Annotated in this window: 11 protein-coding genes; 8 read left to right on the forward strand and 3 right to left on the reverse strand. The window is 69.4% G+C overall.

Annotated elements, in window-relative coordinates:
- Positions 1 to 23: 23 nt before the first annotated feature.
- Positions 24 to 1001 (reverse strand): LacI family DNA-binding transcriptional regulator, encoded by a 978-nt coding sequence (locus ACIRRY_RS19690; RefSeq protein WP_403974587.1) that lies wholly within the window; start codon positions 999 to 1001, stop codon positions 24 to 26.
- Between the two features lie 380 nt (positions 1002 to 1381).
- Between ACIRRY_RS19690 and ACIRRY_RS19695 the strand changes: the two genes are divergently transcribed.
- From ACIRRY_RS19695 to ACIRRY_RS19720, 6 genes are all read left to right on the forward strand, one after another.
- Positions 1382 to 2407, forward strand: coding sequence for a sugar ABC transporter substrate-binding protein (locus ACIRRY_RS19695; protein ID WP_403974165.1), 1026 nt, complete (start codon positions 1382 to 1384; stop codon positions 2405 to 2407).
- Positions 2408 to 2412: 5 nt separating this feature from the next.
- A complete protein-coding gene (locus ACIRRY_RS19700; RefSeq protein WP_403974167.1) occupies positions 2413 to 3483 on the forward strand; it encodes an ABC transporter permease in 1071 nt (356 codons plus the stop codon).
- Between the two features lie 5 nt (positions 3484 to 3488).
- Complete coding sequence (locus ACIRRY_RS19705; RefSeq protein WP_403974170.1) at positions 3489 to 4391, forward strand: ATP-binding cassette domain-containing protein; 903 nt, start codon at positions 3489 to 3491, stop codon at positions 4389 to 4391.
- Positions 4392 to 4483: 92 nt separating this feature from the next.
- Positions 4484 to 5341: a sugar phosphate isomerase/epimerase family protein gene (locus tag ACIRRY_RS19710; protein WP_403974173.1), complete on the forward strand. Its 858-nt coding sequence runs from the start codon at positions 4484 to 4486 to the stop codon at positions 5339 to 5341.
- 587 nt (positions 5342 to 5928) lie between these two features.
- Complete coding sequence (locus tag ACIRRY_RS19715; protein WP_403974175.1) at positions 5929 to 7125, forward strand: Gfo/Idh/MocA family protein; 1197 nt, start codon at positions 5929 to 5931, stop codon at positions 7123 to 7125.
- A gap of 35 nt (positions 7126 to 7160) precedes the next feature.
- Positions 7161 to 8159, forward strand: coding sequence for a sugar phosphate isomerase/epimerase family protein (locus ACIRRY_RS19720; protein ID WP_403974177.1), 999 nt, complete (start codon positions 7161 to 7163; stop codon positions 8157 to 8159).
- 114 nt (positions 8160 to 8273) lie between these two features.
- Here the strand turns inward: ACIRRY_RS19720 and ACIRRY_RS19725 are convergent, their stop codons facing one another.
- Complete coding sequence (locus ACIRRY_RS19725) at positions 8274 to 9197, reverse strand: NAD(P)-dependent oxidoreductase (protein WP_403974179.1); 924 nt, start codon at positions 9195 to 9197, stop codon at positions 8274 to 8276.
- Between the two features lie 148 nt (positions 9198 to 9345).
- Between ACIRRY_RS19725 and ACIRRY_RS19730 the strand changes: the two genes are divergently transcribed.
- Positions 9346 to 9945, forward strand: coding sequence for a TetR/AcrR family transcriptional regulator (locus ACIRRY_RS19730; RefSeq protein WP_403974181.1), 600 nt, complete (start codon positions 9346 to 9348; stop codon positions 9943 to 9945).
- A gap of 38 nt (positions 9946 to 9983) precedes the next feature.
- Here the strand turns inward: ACIRRY_RS19730 and ACIRRY_RS19735 are convergent, their stop codons facing one another.
- Positions 9984 to 13061 (reverse strand): lantibiotic dehydratase, encoded by a 3078-nt coding sequence (locus tag ACIRRY_RS19735; RefSeq protein WP_403974183.1) that lies wholly within the window; start codon positions 13059 to 13061, stop codon positions 9984 to 9986.
- Between the two features lie 243 nt (positions 13062 to 13304).
- Between ACIRRY_RS19735 and ACIRRY_RS19740 the strand changes: the two genes are divergently transcribed.
- The gene (locus ACIRRY_RS19740) at positions 13305 to 13457 is read left to right on the forward strand and encodes a hypothetical protein (protein WP_280882897.1); all 153 of its coding nucleotides are present in this window, start codon (positions 13305 to 13307) and stop codon (positions 13455 to 13457) included.
- Positions 13458 to 13469 lie beyond the last annotated feature (12 nt).

Here is a 13469-nt window from a genome sequence, read left to right on the forward strand (position 1 = left end):
CTCCGCCGTCGACGCGGACCCGATCAGCGCGGCTCGGCCACGGTGCGGCGGACGATGAGGTGCGGAGCGAGAACGACCTCTCGGGGCTCCGTACGGCCCTGGTCGAGGCGTTCCACGGCGGCGGCCACCGCGTAGCGCGCCTGCTCCTCCGCTCCCTGGCTGACCGTGGTCAGGTCGAAGCAGCTCAGGCGGGAGAGTCTGTCGTCGTCGTATCCCGCGACGGACACCTCGCCGGGGACGGAGACACCCGCACGGGCGAGACCCGCCAGGACACCGATCGCGCTCTGGTCGTTGAACGCGACCACGGCGGTGGGCAGTTCACCCGCTTCGAGGAGGTGGCGGGCGGCACGCTCGCCGGCCGCCTCGGTGTGGTCGCCGCGCAGCACACTGATGTGCGCGTCCAGACCGTGGCGCCGCATGGCGGTGCGGTATCCGCGACGCCGGTCGGTGGCGATCACGCCCTTGCCGCCGTCGACGTACGTGATCTCGCGGTGCCCGAGCGCCACCAGTCGGTCGACTATCTGCCCCACGCCGTCGTCGTCCGCGGTACGCACCACGTCCAGTTGTCCGTCCTCGATACGGCGGCCCACGACGATGACCGGCGCCTTGCCGTCGAGTGCGGCGAGCGTGTCGACGGGGGTGGTCGGGCCGAGCAGGATCAGTGCCTCGCTGCGGAAGGCCAGCAGCGTCTCGACGGCGGTGCGCTCGTCTCGGGTGCGGGTCTGGGTGCTCAGGACGAGGTCGTAGCCGACCTCCTCTGCGGCCGAGTGGAGGTGCTCGACCAGGTCCGCGTGGAAGGGGCTGTGGATGTCGACCATGACGCCGAGCATCCTTGTGCGCCTGCTGGCCAGCAGGCTGGCGGTGCGGTCCACCTGGTAGCCGAGGTCCGCGGCGGCCTTCAGGACACGCTGCCGAGTGCGTTCACTCGGACCCGCCACACCGCGCAGCACCAGGGAGACGGACGCGGTGGACACACCTACGCGTGCCGCCACGTCCTCCAGCCTCGGGCGCTTCTTCGCGGCTGTCCGGCGACGTTCCGCCCCGACGTCCTCCACTGTGCCTCCCGGCCGCAATCTTCTCGCGCAACGCCCTTGACACGCTCTCGAAACGAGTCGATAGTACCAGGAATTAAAGCGCTTTAAATTGTCCTGATGTTCCGACGAAGACCGTTGGCGCATCGCCCGCGATCGGCGGGGACACTCACTCACCGACGACACCGCCCACAAGGCGAACAAGCGGTCACGGCCGGCGCGTCCGGCCGCCACAGCTCCCGGTGAGCCGCCTCCGATCCCCCGTCCCGAATCCCGACCCCGGCCCATCAAGCAGCTGCGGACCTACCGCCCTGCTACCTCTTTCAGTCGCACAGCGAGGTGCACGAACCATGAGCCGTACATCCCTTCCCCGCTCCCGCTCCCGCAGAGTCCTCCCCGTCGTGGCCGCCGCCACCGTGGCCGCGCTCGCCCTCGCGGGCTGCTCCAGCGACTCCGGGGGCAAGAAGTCCGAGGAGTCGACCGGCAACGCGGCGGCGGGCAAGGCCACCACTCCCCGTATGACGATCGCGATGGTCACCCACGCACCCTCCGGCGACACCTTCTGGGACACCATCCGCAAGGGCGCCGAAGCCGCCGCGGCCAAGGACAACGTCAAGCTCATCTACTCCAACGACGAGACGGCCGCCGACCAAGCCAACCTGGTGCAGAACGCGATCGACCAGAAGGTCGACGGCATCGCGGTCACCCTCGCCAAGCCCGACGCCATGAAGGCCGTCGTCGCCAAGGCCGAGCAGGCCGGCATCCCCGTCGTGGGCTTCAACGCCGGGCTGAGCGAGTGGAAGAAGCAGGGCCTGCTGTCCTTCTTCGGGCAGGACGAGGCCGTCTCCGGCCAGGCACTCGGCACCAAGCTCAACTCCACCGGCGTCAAGCACACGTTGTGCGTGATCCAGGCTCAGGGCGACATCAACCTCGAACAGCGCTGCGCCGGCGTGAAGAAGACCTTCAGCGGCAAGACCGACATCCTGTACGTCAACGGCACGGACATGCCGTCGGTGAAGTCGACGATCACCGCCAAGCTCACCCAGGACAAGACCATCGACGACGTGGTCACCCTCGGTGCGCCGTTCGCACTGACCGCCGTGCAGGCGGTGTCCGACGCGGGCAGCAAGGCGAAGGTCGCCACGTTCGACCTCAACAAGGACCTCATCTCCGCCATTGAGACGGGCACCATCCAGTTCGCCGTCGATCAGCAGCCGTATCTCCAGGGCTACTTGGCGGTCGACTCGCTGTGGCTCTACAAGACGAACGGCAACTACAGCGGTGGCGGTGAGGCCCCTGTGCTGACCGGTCCTGCCTTCGTCGACAAGACGAACGTCGCCAAGGTCGCCGAGTTCGCCGCGAAGGGCACCCGGTGACGGGCATGACCCAGCACGCCGAGCCGGCGGTGACCTCACCGCCGGCCCCCGGCCCGAAGGAAACCGACGGCCGGACCTCTGAACGGCCCTTGCCGATAAGGCTGTTGGCCCGGCCTGAAGTCGGAGTCTTCCTCGGGGCCCTCGCGGTGTACGTGTTCTTCTTCGCCGCTGCTCCGCCGGTGCGCGAGGGCGCCTCGATGGCGAACATCCTCTACGGCTCGTCGACGATCGGGATCATGGCGCTGCCGGTGGCACTGTTGATGATCGGCGGGGAGTTCGACCTCTCCGCCGGTGTCGCCGTCATCACCTCCGCCCTGACGGCGTCGATGCTCAGCTACCAACTGACCATGAACGTATGGGTCGGTGTCATCGTCGCGCTGCTGGTGTCGCTGGCGATCGGGTTCCTCAACGGCTGGATGGTCGTCAAGACCGGACTGCCGAGCTTCCTGGTCACCCTGGGCAGCTTCCTGATCCTGCAGGGCGTCAACCTCGCGGTGACGAAGCTCGTCACCGGGAATGTCGCGACCGACGACATCAGCAACATGGACGGCTTCGACCAGGCGAAGAAGGTTTTCGCCTCGTCGTTCGAGGTCGGCGGCGTCAACGTGAAGATCACCATCGTCTACTGGCTGGTGTTCGCGGCGATCGCGACGTGGGTGCTGATGCGGACGAAGTACGGCAACTGGATCTTCGCGGTCGGCGGGAACAAGGACTCCGCCCGCGCCGTGGGTGTGCCGGTGGCGTTCACGAAGATCTCGCTGTTCATGCTGGTGGGCTTCGGTGCCTGGTTCATCGGGATGCACCAGCTGTTCTCCTTCAACACGGTGCAGTCCGGTGAGGGCGTCGGCCAGGAGCTGATCTTCATCTCGGCGGCGGTGATCGGCGGGTGTCTGCTGACCGGCGGGGCCGGCTCGGCGATCGGCCCCGTCTTCGGGGCGTTCATGTTCGGCATGGTCCAGCAGGGCATCGTCTACGCCGGCTGGAACCCCGACTGGTTCAAGGCGTTCCTCGGCGTGATGCTGCTCGGCGCCGTCCTCATCAATCTGTGGGTCCAGCGCACCGCGACCCGGAGGTGACCTTCATGACCGACAACACGACCGGCACCCACGGTGCGATCCTGACCGACACCGTGCCCGAGGGCGGCGACCACCCCCTCGTCCAACTGCGCAACGCGGGCAAGGCCTACGGCAACGTCCGTGCCCTGCACGGCGTCGACCTCACCGTCCGCCCCGGCCAGGTCACCTGCGTCCTCGGCGACAACGGCGCCGGCAAATCCACGCTGATCAAAATCATTTCCGGGCTGCACCAGCACACCGAGGGCGAGTTCCTCGTCGACGGCGAACCCGTCCACTTCACCACCCCCCGCCAGGCACTCGACCGGGGCATCGCGACGGTCTACCAGGACCTGGCGGTCGTGCCGCTGATGCCGGTGTGGCGCAACTTCTTCCTCGACTCCGAGATGACCAAAGGGCCCTGGCCCGTCCGCCGTCTCGACATCGAGCGGATGAAGAAGACCGCGGACGAGGAACTGCGCAACATGGGCATCGTCCTGGACAACCTCGACCAGCCCATCGGCACCCTCTCCGGCGGCCAGCGCCAGTGCGTCGCCATCGCCCGCGCCGTCTACTTCGGCGCCCGCGTCCTCATCCTCGACGAACCCACCGCCGCCCTCGGCGTCAAACAGTCCGGTGTCGTCCTCAAGTACGTGGCAGCGGCCCGCGAACGCGGACTCGGAGTCATCTTCATCACCCACAACCCCCACCACGCCTACATGGTCGGCGACCACTTCAGCGTCCTGCGCCTGGGCACCATGGAACTCTCCGCCGAACGCAGCGACATCACCCTCGAAGAACTCACCAACCACATGGCCGGCGGCACCGAACTCGCCGCACTCAAACACGAATTGTCCCAAGTACGCGGCGTCGACATCGGCGAACTCCCCGAAGGCGAGAACGTCACGGCCCCGGCCGAAATCGCCAGCTGACTGCGCCCCGGACACCAGCCGCACCCCGCGCGAGCGGACCGCTTCGTCCGACGCACCCCCCCCGCTCCCCCTATACCCGAAGGCATTCCCTCATGAAGATCGCCCTCGACCCGTACATGATCCGTCATGTCCCGCTGCTCGAACTGCCCGGTGTGGTGGCCGAGTTGAGCTACGAGTGGATCGAGTTGTCGCCCCGCGAGGACTTCATCCCGTTCTTCCGGCACCCACGGGTGGACGACGCGACCGTGCGCAAGTTCCGCAAGGCGCTGGACTCGGCCGGCGTCGGGATCTCCTCCCTGCTGCCGCTGTTCCGCTGGTCCGGTCCCGACGAGGACGCCCGGCAGGCCGCCGTGCGCTACTGGAAGCGGTCGATCCAGATCGCCTCCGAACTGGGCGTGGACAGCATGATCTCGGAGTTCAACGGCCGGCCCGAGGAAGCGGACCGCAGCGAGGCCCAGTTCTGGAAGTCGATGGACGAACTCCTCCCGCTGTTCGAGCAGGAGGGCATCCAACTCGCCCTGGAACCGCACCCCGACGACTTCATCGAGGACGGCCACCAGGCGGTCGACTTCATACGGGGCATCAACCACCCGAGCGTCAGCTTCCTGTACTGCGCCCCGCATACCTTCCACATCGGCGACGACGCCCCCGGGATCATCCGGCACGCGGGCGATCTGCTCACGCATGTCCACCTGGCCGACGCGTTCGACCACAACGCATCCTCCGGCAACCGCTACATCCTCAACCCTCCCGGCACCACCGCCCGGATCCACCAGCATCTCGACATGGGCGAGGGCGAGGTCGACTTCGGCGAACTGTTCCGGGCCCTGCGGGACAACGACTTCGACGGCACCCTCACGGCGTGCGTCTTCGCGTGGGAGGAACGGGCCAAGGAGTCCTCGTTGTTCATGCGCGCGAAGATCGACGAGTACCTCGCCGCAGCGTCGTAACACACCATCGACATGACATTTCAGCGCGGGCGCAGCGCTTCGCCGGATTTGCCGAGGTCTCCTCCTTCGGCGGTCACCTCGGCGGCAGCGGCCGCTACGACTTCCCGGCTACGCCCGAGTCAGCAGACCGGGAATGCTCCGGCTTCGGGCTCCTGACTCTGAAACCGGGCGAGGCACACACCCTGTCGACCGGAGACTCCGAGTTCCTGGTCCTGTATCTGCCGCGCGCCTCCGCGGCCCTGATCAGCAGTGCGGACGGTGGGACGTTCGCGCTGCCCTCCGCCCGTACCGAGCGGAGCTCACTCTCCGCTCGGTACGGGCCCAAGGAGGACGTGTCCGTCGTGCCGCTCGGCGCCGGGGCGGGCGCCCGTCAGGTCACCAACCACTGCCCACGTCGTGCCACTCCTTCCGCGGCTGGGAAGCCGCTCTCATCGGAGACTCCCCCGTCCACGGCACCGAGGGCACCCGCACCCGCACCCGCCCCGAGGTCGTCACCACCCGTCGGCCGCAGCCCGCCAAGCAGGTCGCCGCCGGCTTCGATTTCCCCACCTCCAGCTGACCTCTCTTCTCTTCTCAAGGGACACCTCATGACCTCCTCCGCCAAGCCCTTGTCCGTCGCGGTGATCGGAGCCGGTATGGCCGGACGCAGCCACGCCGCCGGATACCGCAACGTCAACACCGTGTTCGGGGCTGGGCTGCCCCCGGTCCGGTTGGTCGCGATAGCCGACGCCAACACCGCGCTCGCCGAGGACGCCGCCCGCCGCTACGGCTTCGAGAAGGCGCCGCCGAGCTGGGAGGCCGTCGCCGAGGACCCGACGATCGACGCCGTCAGCATCGTCGTAGGAAACGCTTTGCATCGGCCGATCGCCGAGGCGTTGGTCGCCGCCGGAAAGCATGTGCTGTGCGAGAAGCCGTTGGCCGGTTCGCTCGAAGACGCCCGTGCGATGGCCGAGTTGGAGCGGTCGGCCGATGTCGTCACCGCCGTCGGATACACCTTCCGCCGCTCCCCCGGCATCGCCGCGATCCGCGACCACGTGCGGCGTGGCGAGCTGGGTGACCTCACCCTGTTCAGCGGACGCTACTGGTGTGACTACGCCACCGACCCCAGGGGGCCGCTGAGTTGGCGTTTCAAGGGGGGTGCCGGTTCCGGCGCGCTGGGCGATGTCGGCTCGCACGTCATCGACTCCGCCGAGTACGTCGCCGGGCCCATCACCTCGGTCTCCGGTGCCACGCTCTCCACGCAGATCCCGAAGCGTCCGCTGCCGCTGGGCGCGGTCGTCGGGCACAACGCGGCTCCCGTCTCCGACGAGTTCGGCGAGGTGGAGAACGAGGACACCGCGTCCTTCACGGCCCGTTTCGAGTCCGGGCTCGTCGGCACCTTCTCCGTCACCCGCACCGGTTTCGGGCTGCCCAACGGGCTCGCGTTCGACATCCTCGGGGTCGGCGGGCGGGCCGCGTTCGACCAGCACCGGCCGGCCGAGTACCTCTTCGACGACGCCCAGCCCGAGGCCCGTACCCGGGGTGCCCGCCAGATCATCGCCGGGCCCCAACTGCCGTACTTCGCGGGCGGGGTGCCGATGGAGGCGCCGGGCGTGGGCGCGAGCAACGCCGACAACTTCACCTACCAGGCCCGTGCGTTCCTCGACCAGGTCGCCGCAGTCGCCGAACCACTGCCCGCCTGCGCCTCGTTCGCAGAAGGGCTGCGGACCATGGAGATCATCCGCGCGATCGTCGAGTCCTCGCAGGCCGGCGGCGCCGCCGTCACCGTCGCTCCCTCCGTCTGACCACCCGCACCGCACCCATGCCAAGGAGTACCCGTATGTCCCTCAAGCTCGGCGCCTACACCGCCTGTCTGCACGACCGCCCCCTGGCCGAGGCCCTCGACATCCTCAAGGAGAACGGCCTGACCTCCGTCGAGGTCAACACCGGCGGGTTCATCCCCTCCCCGCACTGCCCGGTCGACCTGCTGCTCTCCTCGGTGACCGCGCGCGAGGAGTACCTGGCGGCCTTCGCGGACCGCGGGATGGAACTGACCGGCCTCAACTGCAACGGGAATCCGCTGAATCCGCTCCCCGGGGTCGGCACGAAGCACTCGGACGACCTGCGCCGTACGATCCGCCTCGCGGGCCTGCTCGGTGTGCGGCACGTGGTCACCATGTCCGGCACCCCGGGCTCCGACCCCGACGCCAAGTACCCCTCCTGGGTGGTGAATCCGTGGGACGGCGTCTACATGGACGTCCTGGACTACCAGTGGGGTGTGGCGGTCGAGTTCTGGAAGGAGATCGACGCGCTGGCCCGGGAGAACGACGTCCGGGTCGCCATCGAGATGCACCCCCACAACCTCGTCTTCTCCCCCGTCACCCTGAAGCGGCTCGTCGACGCGACCGGCGCTACCAACGTCGGTGCGGAGATGGACCCTTCGCACCTGATGTGGCAGGGCATGGACATCGTCGCCTCGATCAAGTGGCTGGGCCCGCTGGTCTTCCACGCCGCCGCGAAGGACGCGACGCTCTGCCCCGGCGCCGACATCCGCGGCGTCCTGGACACCTCGTTCACCCGCGTACCGGCCGACGCACCCGACAAGGTGCCCACCGGCTACGGCTTCTGGTGCAACTCCTGGCCCGAGGACCCGGCGTGGAAGTTCGTCGCCGTCGGCGTCGGCCACGACGTCGCCTACTGGACCGAGTTCCTGCGCGCCCTCGCCGAGGTCGACCCGGACATGGCCGTCAACATCGAGCACGAGGACGCCGCCTACTCCCAGACCGAAGGACTCGCCCTGGCCGCGAAGAACCTGCACGCCGCGGCGGCCGCCGTCTAGGGCCGACTCCCCAACGCCGTACGGGACCGCGCCCGGTCAGCCGGGCCGGTCCGCCGTCCTCGGCCACCCACCCTCACGACGGCGACTCAGCCGTGGCTCTCGAACTCGTCCGGCTCATCCGTGGTCCTCCGTAGGGCGCGTGAGGGCATCGCACGGCGCGGTGCCCTCGGTCCTGGCCTCCAGGGCGCGCACCACGGCCACCATGTCCTCGCTCCCGTGACCCCGCGCGACCGTCTCGCCGTACAGGGCATGGCAGACGTCGAGGAGCGGGGAGGCCAGATTGGCCTCGCGGGCGGCCTCCGCGATCAGCCGGTTGTTCTTCAGCACGTCCGCGGCCGCCGCCTGGACGGTGAAGTCGCGGGTCACCAGCTTGGGCCCCTTCATCCGGGAAACGGAGCTGGCCAGCGGTCCCGCGTCCAGGACGTCCCGGAGCAGGCTCTGGTCGAGCCCGTGCCGGTCGGCGAAGTGGAAGGCCTCGGCCAGTCCGGTGACCAGCGTGATCAGGAACAGGTTCACCGAGAACTTCATCAGCAGGGCGCCCGGAACCGCGCCGCAGCCGAACGTCTCCTGGCAGACGTGGACGAGCAGCGGCCGTACGGCTTCCACGGCATCGGCGTCCCCGGCCAGCATGCCCACCAACTTCCCCTGCTCTGCGGGGACTCGGGAACCGGAGACCGGAGCCTCGACGTATCTCCCGCCGGCGGACCGGATGTCGTCCTGGAGGCCCGCCGAGTACTCGGCCGAGGTCGTGCCCATGTGGACGAGGGTGTGTCCGGCTACCCGTGGGACGAAGTCCGGAGTGCCACGGCCCAGCACCGCGTCCATGGCCGTCTCGTCGGCCAGCATGAGGAACACGATGTCGTCGGCCAGGTCGAAGACCTCGGCTGGGTCCGCCGCGATCTCGGCCCCGGCAGCCGCGACGGGTTCACATCGGCCGGGCGTGCGGTTCCAGACCACGATGGGTGTTCCCGCGCGGGCGAGGTTGAGCGCCATGGGCTGCCCCATGACTCCGAGGCCGACGAATCCCACGTACGCCACGATGTACCACCGTTTCCGTCCTGCGACGAAGCGGAACGTCTCCGTCGTCGCCGATCATGACGGCCGTCATGGTAATCCACTCTATGACGACGGTCATAGAGTGGACTCCGGACAGCACGCGGAACGGTGACGGAGGTCGGGGAGAGCGATGGCAGAGGTGTCCGGACATGGGCCACGCGAGCGGATGGTCTTCAGCGCGGCACAGCTCATCCGACGCGACGGCGTCGCCTCCACCGGCATGCGCGAGGTCGCCGCCCACGCGGGCGCGCCGCGCGGTTCGCTCCAGCACTACTTCCCCGGCGGCAAGGAACAGCTGGTCAACGAGGCGGTGAGCTGGGCGGGCCGCTACGCCGGCAACCGCGTCGCCCGCTTCCGCGACGCGCCGGCCGAGCCGACGCCGAGCGGGCTGTTCGGCGAGATGGTGCGCCAGTGGACCGACGAGTACGAGAGCGCGGGTTTCGCGGGCGGCTGCCCGGTGGCCGCCGCGACGGTGGACTGTGCGGAGACGGTCGTCTCCACGCGGGAGGCCGCGGCCGACGCGTTCACCGCCTGGACGGGCCCGGTGGCACAAGCCCTGGTGGACATGGGCGTGCCCGAGAAGCGGGCGGGTTCGCTCGCCACACTCATGATCAGCGCCCTGGAGGGTGCCCTCCTCATCGCCCGGGCCGAGCAGGACGTCCGCGCCCTGACGACCGTGGCCCGTGAACTCGGCCCGCTCCTCGACTCCGCGACGGGCGAGGCCGACTGAGCGGTTGCCCCATCAGGCCCCCGCCACGGCTGTCGTGGTCACGAAGTTCTTCCCGCCCGTGCCGTCCAGCTCAGTGCGGCGGCCCTGGCCAGATGCAGGTGTGCGCGTTCCTCGGGAAGTCCCGGCCCGTGCATGCGGTCGTGGTGAAGATGCAGCAGCTCCGGGAGCAGGTCCTGCGGGGACAGCGTGCCCGCGTCCTCAAGCGCGCTGCGGTAGGCGGCCAGCGCGGTGCGGCGTGTGGACCAGCTCGCGGTGACGCGCGCGTCCAACACCGGGGTGCCGGGCGCCTGGAGCAATGTCGTCAGGGCGATGGTCTGGTCGTAGACCGCTCGGGGCGGGGCGCTCCTTTCCGTGTGGGTGTGCCCGACCAGCCAGCGCATCGCCTTCGCGTCGTCCCCGAGCAGGCCGACGGCGATGTCGACCATGCTCGCGGCGGTGACCGCACGCGCGTCGGGAGCCTCCGGGCCGGTCCGCGCCGTCAGTTGGGCGAGGACGGCGGCCGCGTCGGCGGCAAAATACAGCTCGGCCGCTTCCATCGCCGCGGGGCCGCCGAAGCGCGCGGTCTGCGGGTAGTACGTCTCCAGGCTCGCGTGGGTGATCAGGCCCGCGTTCCGAAGCCGCCGGGTCCACTCGCCGACCTGCCCGACGACCGTGCCGAGTGAGCCGGGCGCGCAGGACAGCCGGAGACGGAGGTGGTCCTCGGGATCGCGGTGGCGGACGAACCACCAGCGGGGCTCTCCCAACTCCCCCAGCAGGGACGGCAGATGCCGGGTCAAGAGCGCATCGTGACGGTCGCGGTGCCCGTGCAAGCCGATGGCGAGCAGGTTGTCGCAGCCCGGCAGACGGCCGTGCTCCCGACCGACAGGATCGACGACATCGCCCGACCCGCGGACGGGTGCGCGGGTCCCGTCCACGGCGGCCAGGGGGATGACGATCTCGTGGGCGCGCCCGCCGGTCCAGCCCAGGTCCCCGGGTTCCGGTGCGGCACGCAGCAGCGCCTTGCCGTCGCGCTCCACATGGGTACGGAGCAGGACGCGGTGCGAGGGTTCCGCCAGGTCCAGGTTCATGCGCCGGTCTCCGTCACCCAGGTACACGTGTTCGGGCAGGAGCACCTCACGACGCCACTCGGCCAGAGCCTTGTCCCACTGCGGCCACGGCGTCCGCGCGTCGGGCAGAACGTCCTGGCCAAGTGTCCAGCGCGCCGGGGACAGGACCGTGCGGCCGTAGCGCAGCGCGGGGAGGAACGGCAGGCCGGAGACGGCGGCTCCCCACGAGAACCCGGTGCACGGGACGGCCAGTGCCACCGGTGCCTCGATCAGGAACCGCGCCAGCGGATGGGTGTGCCGGGTCAGATCCACCGCGTTCAGCAGCATCGTGTGCACCGGGCGGCTGCGGGAGACCGAGACCAGGTGCAATTGCCCGGCATCGGCGGTCACGGCCAGGTCCGTCACCGGCAGCCGGCCCGTGTCCGGGCCGTGGTACTCGCCGAGGGGGATCACCCACTCCGCCATCTGCGGGGTGTGCGCGACGTTCGCCGAGCGTATGTACAGCGGGGTCGTATTGATCTGCGCGATCAGCGCGCCCTGTTGCACGCCGGGCAGGCCGGCGTACACGTCGGTCATCCGGCGGCGGTCGTCGGCGTCGAACAGGTGGAGAAAACGCCCGGTGGCCGTTCCCGCCGCACGGGCCACGCCGACGACGTGCAGCGTGAACTCCCCTTGTTCCAGGGCGGATACGCTCGCCGCGTGGATCCGCACGGTCACTTCGGTGCTCGGCTGCACGGGCCGGCCGGGATCCACCACCGCCAGTTCGTCGATCGCCGCATCATCCAGTCGGACCTGCCGGCGACGCCTTGTCGCCGCGGTGTACGCGAGCGCCAGCAGCCGGCTGTCACGGGCGGTCAGCGTCGGGCCCGTCGTAGTAGCTGTGGAACCGAGGTAGCCGGCCGGGTAGCCGAGAGAGTCGATGGCGTCCAGGACGGGCACCACCGCTCCCGGGCCGTAGCGCTCGAGAAAACGGCCGTGCCAGACGACCCACGCGGGGCTCAGTGCCGCCCTCGGTGCCAGGCGGGTCAGCGCCGCGGCCGCCGACGCCGCCTCCTCGGCCACCGCCTCCGGGATCACCAGGTCCCAGTCCAGTCGCAGATCGAGGGCGAGCGCGGGTTTCGCAGCGGGACTCAGCCGTCTCATCACGGCGCTCACCCGCGCACGTTCAGCGCGAGCACCCACACCCGCGGCGGTCGCGTCGTCGTGCCGTGCCAGTCCCTCCGCGACCTCGCGCAACTCGGTGAGCTCAGCCTCGGGCAGGTGCTGTGCGTGGCCAAGCAGAGCGGCGATCGGATCGGAGGCCATGACCGCGGGACGCAGGCTGGTGATCAGGAATCGTTGTCGCACGAGGTTCGCGAGCAGGTTCTCGATCGCGGTGGGAGAAGCGTCCGGGAAGCCCGCGGAGAGAGTATCCGCGAGAACTGCCCACAGAACGGGCGTCCGTGCGCCGTCCATGGCCATGCGCACCGGCCCGGACGCGCGTATCCCCACATGCACGGGGTCGCCGCCGTGCGCACTGCTCGATCGGTGCTCGATCATCAGGCGTCCGTCGCGCTCGAACGCGAGGCTGGAGGCGAGCAGCGTCAACTGGGGTCGGAGCTCGCGGTGTTCCTCCAACCGATCGACCAGAGCCGCGGTCCACGCGGTGTCCGGTCCGGTGACCGCCCGGTGGCCGGAGCCCGCACGCAGCAAGGGAGTCGCCCCGGTACGAGCGGCCTCGACACCGGCGAACAGGCCGAAGGGAGTGGCACGTGAGCGGGCACGCAGCAGGTAGCGCAACACCGACAACACCGCGCGCCGCACGGCGGGTTCCGGCACCGGATCGCCGACACATATCTGATGCACCCGCCTCGCCAGGTCCGGGCTGGAGAACTCGACCGCGATGGCGAAATCCGTTGCCTGCCACAGGTGTTGAAGCCATGCCCGCCACGACTCCGTGTGCGCGGACGGGCCGTTCAGGTCCGGCCAGCGCACCGGGTGGTCCGGACACCAGACCGCCGCCCGCACCACGGCCGCATCGACATGGCGGTACAAACGGTCCTCCAGCAGCTCAACGGCGGTGCCCTCCATACGGCGTTGTCCGCGATTCTTCCGAACCACCCGCTGCCGAGGGCGATTATGAGTCATGGTCATCGTCGCGGGTGCTGCGCCACCCCGGTGCCGCAGAGTCTCCATGAGCCGCTGAACTGGCTGAATGCCGTCCCAACTAAACGACGACGTATGGGCTGTTGACGGACGTGCGGTCTGGCTTAGCCTGGGCGCCGCACACGGCAAACGGCACATTCCCATCACGTTGACGAAGGGGAGAGAATCATGACCGCTGTGTCTCCTGAGAAACTCGCCGATGAGGAATTCGGTGAGCTCGAAGAACTCCAGGTGATCGATTCCAGCGAGCTGAAGCTCGGCGCGGCGTACCACACGTACACCTACATCGCGGCGGAGAGCACGGAGGACATCCCCGACTAGGACGTCCGGGAG

The sequence above is a fragment of the Streptomyces sp. NPDC101776 genome, assembly GCF_044766845.1.
Classification (GTDB): domain Bacteria; phylum Actinomycetota; class Actinomycetes; order Streptomycetales; family Streptomycetaceae; genus Streptomyces.